Annotated in this window: 3 protein-coding genes; all 3 read right to left on the bottom strand. The window is 62.5% G+C overall.

Going from position 1 to position 5,750, the window contains the following annotated elements; genetic code table 11:
- Window positions 1-98: 98 nt before the first annotated feature.
- The 3 genes from VIM98_RS19085 to VIM98_RS19075 are packed head-to-tail and all read right to left on the bottom strand — an operon-like array spanning window position 99 to window position 5,368.
- Window positions 99-3,632: a glycosyltransferase gene (locus tag VIM98_RS19085; RefSeq protein ID WP_331994689.1), complete on the bottom strand. Its 3,534-nt coding sequence runs from the start codon at window positions 3,630-3,632 to the stop codon at window positions 99-101.
- Between the two features lie 27 nt (window positions 3,633-3,659).
- A complete protein-coding gene (locus VIM98_RS19080; protein ID WP_331994688.1) occupies window positions 3,660-4,232 on the bottom strand; it encodes an acyltransferase in 573 nt (190 codons plus the stop codon).
- Window positions 4,229-5,368: a DegT/DnrJ/EryC1/StrS family aminotransferase gene (locus VIM98_RS19075; RefSeq protein WP_331994687.1), complete on the bottom strand. Its 1,140-nt coding sequence runs from the start codon at window positions 5,366-5,368 to the stop codon at window positions 4,229-4,231. Before VIM98_RS19075 ends, VIM98_RS19080 begins: the two co-directional genes overlap by 4 nt.
- Window positions 5,369-5,750 lie beyond the last annotated feature (382 nt).

Genomic DNA, 5,750 nt, shown 5'->3' with positions numbered 1-5,750 from the left:
CCGAGTACTGAAGTTCAACCTCAGTCAGGCACCCTCTCCCCTGGCTTCGCCGGTCTATACAGCCGGAGGAGAGGGTGGGGTGAGGGGGGCTCTTTGCTCTAGGGCGTCCACGCTTCCCGCCACGCCACCAGATGCTCACCTTCGAGCATCCAGTCGCGCCGCACCGCTTCACGTAGCTTGTCGCTCGCAACCACCAGTGCATCGCGATCGGCCAGATGCGAGCGAATCGCTCCCAGCCAGTCCTTGTAGCGATTCTTCACTCGTGTCACCGGCAACCCGTCGCGATAGCAGGCGATATCGCTGCAAACCACCGGGAAGCCGCAGATGCCGTACTCGAGCAATCGCAAGTTGCTCTTGCATGCGTTGAACGTGTTGTCTTCCAGTGGAGCAATGGCCAGATCGAGGTCGAGCGTGGCCAACTTCGCCGGATACTCGCTGATGCGCACGCCCGGATGGAATTCCTTGACGTATGGTTTGAGCGCATCCGGACACATGCCCATGAAAACCCAATCGACCTCGCCAGCCAAGTCGCGCACGACATCGGCAACCAGCTCGAGGTCGCCTCGATGGCTCAATCCGCCAGCCCAGCCAACGCGAGGCTTCTTGTGTTCGCTGCGCCGCACCTGGATGTCGCCCCACCAGTTCAATGGCAGACGATTGCGTACCACGCGAATATCCTGGTGCAACGAATCGAACTGCTCCGCCAATTCCGGCGTCGACACTACGAAGCGATCCATCATGTTCGTGGCTCGGCGCAAGGATTTGAGGATATCCTTGGGCATCTCGTTGCGATGCGCGCTTTTGAGCGGAAGGTTGGTCAGCAGGTCGTCCAATTCGTAGATAAGGAATGCGGCGGAAAACGATCTGACTTGCTCGATCGCCTCCAACTGCGCGTCCGATAACTGCCGCTGGTAGACGATCACCTGTGGATCGAAGCGCTCGATGGTAGTCGGCAGATGAAGCCGGTCGCTGAGGCTGCCTTCGATCAAACCCGCCTCCAGCATGGCCGCGAACGGCTGGCGAATGCGATAGTGGCCGCAGCCGTTGGTATCGGCCGGATGCGCCATTACACGCGGTGCCAGCGGTGTAGCGAATGGCTGCCAGGCCATCTCGCGCTGCGGAGAAAGCAGGAAGCCTTCGTCGTGCAGGCTGAGATTGACGTTATAGGCCGGGTCGCGCGCCAGCAGCGGCAGCCATTTGCGGTACATCGCCGCCTGCTCGCCACGGAAGCGAATCAGTTTGGCATCCTGTGCCGTGGTATCGACCTTCTTCTGGCTGACATTGCCTTCGTGCATGAGCCTGGCGTACGGCGTCCATACGGTCAGGTAGCCTGCCTGGCGTACTTTCAGGCAAAGGTCGACATCGTTGTACGATACTTTGAAGTCGACTTCGTCCAGCCCGCCGACCTCTTCGTAGACCGAGCGGCGGATCATCATGCAGGCCGCGGTGACCGCGGTGTAGTTCTGGTCCACTTGCAGGCGCTGCATGTAGCCCGGAGCGTCCGGTTCGGCCTGGATAAAGGGGTGATCGGCCGGGCCGCGCAAACCCAGCACCACGCCGGCGTGCTGGATACGGCCGTCGGGGTAGTGCAGCTTGGCACCGACGATGCCTACCTCGGGCCGTTGCGCGTGGTGCAACAGCGACTCGATCCAGTCGCCATGCAGCACGGCCGTATCGTTGTTGAGCAGGATCAGGTACTCGCCGCGCGCTTGCGCTACCGCAAAGTTGTTGATCGCCGAGTAATTGAACGGATGCGGATAGCGCAACACTCGCAGCTTGTCGCTGCCGAGCTTGGCGATGCCGTCGAGATAGGCGCAAGCGGCCGGATCGCGACTGTCGTTGTCGACGATAAGCAGTTCGTAGCGGTTGTATTTGGTGCGATCGATCAGGCTGTCGATCAGGCCGTTGAGCATCGGCAACTGGTCGCGCGTGGGCACGACGATCGAAACCAACGGCTTTTGTTGGTGCAGGTAACGCACCCGATTGATACTTGGGAGGCCGCCGGGATGCAGCTCGTGTGCGACGCCGAGGCGCTCCAGGTGCGCCTGTACCACCCGCGCCGATTGTTCCGCTACCGCCGGTTGGGCCAGCCACTGCGCGTGGGGTATGCCGGCGTGGTACAGCAGTTCGGGGATGTGCCCGACTGAAGGCAGGCCGATCTGCTCGATGGTCCGGAACGCCAGGTCGATATGACAAAGCGGGCCGTAGGCAGTGTTCCAGCCACCGAGTGCGAGCAGTGCATCCCGCCGAACCGCCAGCGTGCGGCCCATGTAAGGATAGCTACGCAGCAGATCCAGGTTGATATCCGGCTTGAGCAGGGGCTGTTCGTAGCCGTCCGGGCCGAGCGCATCTTCGTCGACGTAGCAGCAGGCGAGGTCCGGCTGCGCGGCTGCGTGGTCGGCGAGGATCAGCAGGGCATGCTCGTCCAGCTCGTCGCCCGCCCAGATCGGCAGCAGCCAATCGGCCTGGCTGGATTCGGCCAGTGCATTGAGTTGCGCGATACCGTCGTTCCGCAGCGGCTGAGCGTCGATGCCGACGGGCAGAGCGGGGGCATCGTTGGACAGCACGTGGATGGTTGTTTGCCGATGCGATTGCGCCAGGAGACTATCCATACTGCGCCGCAGCGCGGCGCTGTCTCCGTTCGCGTCGATCAGTGCGACATCGATTCGGACGGCGTCGGCGCGTCGCTGGGCCTGGGCGACCTGGGGCAGTCGCAGCCGCAGGCGGGACCGCCATTCGCGATAGGCTTCGTCGGGACTGAGGACGCGCCGGGTAAAGGCGATCGCGCTTTCGTCGGCGACCACTTCGCTGCGGAAATAATCGCCGTGATGTACCGCGGTGATGCGTGGATGATGGGCATGCGTCGCCCCCATCGCCAGCAGGCGTTCCCACAGGTCCCAGTCGCCTGGATAAAAGTACTTCCAGCAACCAGGGTTGTAGCGGAACGTTTTCAGGCCGGCATGATAAAGGCTGCCGATGCGCGCGATGCCCCCGTGGACCGGTACCTCGTTACCGACTACACCTTGCTCGCGACCGTTATCGTCGTAGAACTGCACTTTGCCATGCGCCCATTCGACGCGGCGGCTTTGCGCGGTTTCGAGCAGGCCGGCCAGATGATCGGGCAGAAATTCGTCGTCATCGTCCAGATGTGCGATCCAGGCGCCGCGTGCCAGCCGCAAGCCGAAGTTCACCGGCTTGGTGCCAGCGACATACCACAGCGGCCCCTTGTTGGCCGGATATCTGCCGCGTCGCTTGAGATTGTGGAAATGCACGCGAGGATCGGCAGCGGCGGCATGGCGCAACAATGCGGCCTGTTCCTCGTCCATGCAGTCGCCGACGATGAGCAGCTCCCAATGGGCGTGGCTTTGTCGCAGCACGCTGGGTAGCGTCCGTTCGACGATGAGCTTGGCACGGTTATAGGTGGGAATGACGATCGAGATCAGCGGCTCGGGGGCATAAGCGGCCGCATAGGCCGGATCGCGGCGGATGCGTTGCAGGCGTTGGATATCGTCGGTCCGCAGGCGCTTTGTTTCACGCGCATGATGCTCGCGAAAGAATTGCTGCATCAGTTCGATGCTGCGCTGTGCTTGTAGCAATTGGGATTCGACGATGGACGGTTCGGGTCCGCTCATAGGAAGGCTTTATCTGAGGCGCGGCTGTCAGGCCGCGCGTACGAAGGGATGGCTGGCCGCGAGCGCGGCTTCCTGGGCCAGGATGGTGTCGCTCGGTCGCTCGCGTACGCGCCGCGCAGGCGAGCCGACGTAGACGCCCCATGGCTGCAGGCTGCGATTGACCAGGCTGCCGGCGCCGACGGCGGTACCGTCGCCAATGTCCACACCGGGCAGTATTACCGCGTTGGCGCCGACGATGGCGTGCCGGCCGATCGACACATGCGAACGCGCTACGCTGCGGTAGGCGTCCGGTATGGTGGGGTTGGTCAGGCCGCCGCCGAGGAAATCGTCCGAGCCGGTGATGACACGTACACCGGAGGATAGTCCGGAAAAATCGCCGAGTATGAATTCGCCACCGCCGGTGATCGAACAAAACGAGGCGATGTGTACGTGGCTACCGATGTAGCTGTGCGCGCGCGCATAGATCATCACGAAATCATCGATGATGATGTTGTCGCCGAGCACCATGTATTCGGCGCCCAGGATCTTGGCGCCAGCGTAGATTTTCACGTTGCGGCCGACCTTGCGAAAGCCCAAGGTGGCTGGGTCGAGCAGGCTCATGCGTAAGCCCTCCGCGGTGTGGCAGCGTGGGTCAGGCTCGCAATGGCCCGAACTACGCGCTGCATCTGGGTTTCTTCGATATCGATAAAGAACGGTAAGCCGATCAGTCGCTCGGCCAGTTCGTGCGCAACGGGCAGCGGCCCGACTGCAAAGCTGGCGAAGGCGGGATGGCGGTCCAGCGTAGGGCAGTACCACTGGCGCGTTTCGATGCCTTGAGCCAGCAACTCTGGCTGCAAGTTGCGTGCACGCAGACCAGGCGGCAGGAGCCCCACCAGGATCGGATAAATGCCATGCTCGTCGCGCTGCTGCATGCCCAACTGAGGGCAGTGCCGTTGCAAGAGGCATTGGTAGAGCGCTTGTACCGCTCGTCGGCGTTCGACCACGACGGGCCATTGGTCTAGCGCAGCGTGTGCCACGGCGGCGTGATATTCGCTGAGTTTGCCGTTCTCGCCGGCAACAAACACCTGGCTGCCTTGTTCGAGATCGATTCCGAAGTTGCTTAGTCGGCGCACGCGTGCGGTCAGTTCGGTGTCATGGCTGACCACCATGCCGCCTTCGCCCGCAGCCAATGCCTTGGTCGCGTGGAGGCTGAAAACTACGTGGCAGCGACGCCCGGCGCGTTGATTGCCGAAGGCTCCGGCGGCATCGACGATCACCGGAATGCCGGTGTCTTCGACGAAACGGTCCCAGGCGTCGACATCTTGCGGATTGCCAAAGGTCGCCACGGGCATCACCGCATCGATGCGATGGCGTGCCGCGTAAGCGCGTGCAATCTCGGGAGTGAGCAACCAGGTATCGGGATCGACATCGCCGATGATCGGTCGATATCCGGAACGAATCACCGAGGTGGCCGTTGCTACGAATGTGAGTGCCGGCAGCAGCACGCGCGCGCCAGGCATCAGTTCCAAGGCGCACAGCGCAAGCTCCAGGCCGGCGGTGCCATTGGATGCGCTGATGGCGACCGGGGCCAGCGGGGTAGGTGCGAAACTGGCGGCGAACCGTTGTTCCAGCTGCGTTACCAGGGGACCGAAGTTGGTGTACCAGCGATTGGCGTCGATCTGCTTAAGGTAAGGAGTCAGCGCCTCGGTGTCGGGCAGTTGCGCCACCAGCAAGGGAATGCGTGTCGGCGTGTTCATACGTGCCTGTCCACGATGGCGCGGTTTCCTGCATCGATCGATAGCATCGCTTGAGTCCCTCTCAACAGAGCCAAATAAGCGTCGTCGGCCGAGCCTGTGGTGCGACGGTTTTCCGACGCGCCATAGGCTGCCCGGGAGATAGGGAGCAAGCTTGATGCCAACGGTTCCTACGCCATCATCCTGGTGGACGGCGGGAGCCGGTGTCTTGGCTCTATACGCGGAAAAGGCGCTGGATATCGGCTTTCGCCAGGATGACGGCGTCGTTTCGTGGAGGGTTTCGACATAGGCCCTCGGCGTCAATTTGTGCGCTTCGCGCGCAGCGCTCGGCAGCGGCGAGCGCAACTTTAGGCGCTGGCACCGCTCTTGCAAACGAGATCACGAG

It is taken from the genome of Dyella sp. (assembly GCF_036568765.1).
Classification (GTDB): Bacteria; Pseudomonadota; Gammaproteobacteria; order Xanthomonadales; family Rhodanobacteraceae; genus GSA-30.
Note: the sequence above shows the minus strand (reverse complement) of the source record. Positions and strands in the feature narration are given on the sequence as shown.